Source organism: Nocardioides sp. CPCC 206348 (genome assembly GCF_048654705.1).
GTDB lineage: Bacteria > Actinomycetota > Actinomycetes > Propionibacteriales > Nocardioidaceae > Nocardioides.
On record NZ_JBMCZA010000104.1, the window covers coordinates 17,562 to 20,022 of the forward strand.

4 protein-coding genes are annotated in these 2,461 nt (G+C 71.4%); all 4 read right to left on the minus strand.

The window, feature by feature from the left end:
* Positions 1 to 237 (minus strand): helix-turn-helix domain-containing protein (locus ACOADB_RS05270; RefSeq protein WP_378596891.1); only part of this gene is annotated, 237 nt, incomplete at its 3' end.
* A gap of 74 nt (positions 238 to 311) precedes the next feature.
* Entirely contained in the window at positions 312 to 1,424 is a 1,113-nt protein-coding gene (locus ACOADB_RS05275) for a hypothetical protein (RefSeq protein WP_378596892.1), read from the minus strand.
* Positions 1,424 to 1,972, minus strand: a complete 549-nt coding sequence (locus ACOADB_RS05280; RefSeq protein ID WP_378596893.1) for a SigE family RNA polymerase sigma factor — start codon at positions 1,970 to 1,972, stop codon at positions 1,424 to 1,426. Before ACOADB_RS05280 ends, ACOADB_RS05275 begins: the two co-directional genes overlap by 1 nt.
* 27 nt (positions 1,973 to 1,999) lie before the next feature.
* On the minus strand, positions 2,000 to 2,461 hold a 462-nt coding region (locus ACOADB_RS05285), incomplete at its 5' end, for a class F sortase (RefSeq protein WP_378596894.1).

Consider the following 2,461-nt stretch of genomic DNA (forward strand, 5'->3'; position numbering starts at 1 on the left):
GTCGTCGCCCACCACCGCCACCTCGATCGCGGCACGGAGCAGGGCGACCTTGGACCCGACTGCGGAGTAGACGGTCTCGACCGCCACCCCGGCCTCACGGGCCACGTCCCGCACCGAGGTGCCGGCCCAGCCACGCTCGGCGAACAGGCGCGTGGCGACCTCGACGACCTGGCGACGGGTCCGGGCAGCGGCGGCGCGACGGCCGGTGCTGTCGTAGGCGCGGGGTGCGGTGCTCACCCGAGCAGCATGCGCCTCGACCTCAATTGAATGCAAGGATGTTCCAGTGAAATTTACCCACCCCGGCGGTTCCGCTACAGGGCGCCGGTGCCGCCGACCGCAGGGAATCCGTAGCCGTCGTCGTTGATGGCGACGGTGAACAGCTCCTCCGCGTCTCCCGTCGCCGGATCGATCAGCAACACCCGGGTCTCGGTGGCGCCGTAGGAGATCACGACGACCTTCCCGTCACTCCACCCCAGCGGCTGGGCGGTCCGTGATCCCGCGACCGGGACCTCCACGGGTTCGGTGCCGATCTGCGGCTGCGTCGCGTACAGGCGGCCATCACCGACGGCGACATAGGCCAGCTGGCCGGACTCGCTCCAGGCGGCGGACGTGCTGACCGGGACCACGCTGGCCGCGGCCACCGTCCCGTCGGCGCGCATGGTCGCGACCTCGACCCGCTCTGCTGCACCGGTCATCAACAGCGGTCCAGTCGGTGCGATCCCGATCAGGGACCGGCCACCCGCCGCGAGGTTGACGACGGTGCCGTCCGGATTGCGCATCTCAGGGGTCGTGCCGTCCTGCCAGTACAACCGGCCGCCTGCGTCGAACCCCAGCTGCCAGGGGTCGTGGCCCACCGGTGGAGCGGCCAGCGGGATCGTGTCGAGCACCGTGCCGGAAGCTGCGTTCCAGATCCGGACCGCTTGCGTCCCGCCCTGGTCGACCCTGCCGGCGACCACCCCACCGTCGTACGACACGGCGACCTGGGTGGCCTCGTCGAGGTACGGCGCCGCCACGAGTCGGTCGCCGTCGAGACGCCGCCAGGTCACCGTGTCGGCTCCCTCGGCGACGAGCACGCCGTCGCCGAAGGCGACGATCCCCGTGGCGGCGGTCGAGAGGGTGAGCGTCCCGACGTGGAGCTCGCCGTGCAGGAGGTACGGCACGTCGATCGCCGGCGCCCCGGTGACCTGCGGCGTGTTCGGCGCGGGTGCGGGCTGGACCTCGTCGCCGTCCCGCGCGGCCAGGCCGATCGGGATGGCGACCGCGGCGGCGACGGCTGCGGCAGCAGCGACGAGAGCAAGCGTCCGCCCACGACGCGGGCGGGCCGCCGGAGCGTCGAGGAGTACGACGGGAACCGGCGGGATCTCCACCTCGTCGGCATGGCGGGCGAACATCTGGGTCAGGTCACGTTCGAGCTGATCAGTCATCACGAGACCTCCTCGGTCGACGGGTGGGCAGGGTGGGCTCGTTCAGTGGAGCGGTCCTGGTGGTCGCGGAGCGTCCGCAGGGCCAGAGATGCCTGGGACTTCACCGTGCCGGTGGAGACGCCGAGGACGTCGGCGATCTGCGCTTCCGAGAGGTCTTCGTAGTAGCGCAGGACGAGGACCGCTCGCTGCCGTGGCGGCAGGACCTGCACCTGGGCCCAGAGGTCCAGCCGGGTCGAGCTGGCGACGGCCGGGTCGGCCGGAGGGTCAGGGACGGGAACCAGGTGGGCCTTCTGTGCCCGGCGGCCGCTCTTTCGCCGTTCGCCGAGCATCTCGTTGAGGAGCATCTTCCTGACGTACGCGTCGGGCGAGTCCGCACGTCGTACCCTCGGCCACTGCGCCAGCACCTTGATCAAGGTCGTCTGCAGCAGGTCCTCGGCGGCAGTGCGGTCACCGGTGAGCAGGTGGGCGGTGCAGTAGAGCGCAGCCCAGCGGGCGGTCACGTACTCCTCGAAGGAGTGCCGCAGCGGGTCCGGGTGTCCAGTGGTCATCGTCCCCTCCTTTCACCCTTCCTGATGTCACGACACCGGCGTCGGGTTGGAGTCCGGTCCGATCGGCTCGGCGAACCACAGGGTCCGGTGGGTCCACTGTCCCGGCCCGGTCCGCTCACCTGAGCAGACGATGATCACGACCTCCGGCGGGCCGTCGGTCGCCTTGTAGCCGGGGAATCCGTCCGAGTCGCGCACCTCCACCCGCTCGGTGACCCGGTAGCAGGCGAACCGCCCGTCGCCGCGCAGCACGAGCTCGTCGCCCACCTCGAGGGCACCGAGCAGCGCGTTGCCCATCGCGCTGCCGTCCGGCCAGGTGTGGGTGTTCAGCAGCACGTGCCCTGCGTCCGACCCGGGTTCGACGCCACCGAGGTCCCACGCGAAGACGTTCTTCTCGTTGACCGGCGGCACCCCCGGCACGTCGTTCGGGGTCCGGGGTACGGCGAGCACGCGCGCCCGTCGTACGACGCCCTCGACGCTGATCTCCGTCGG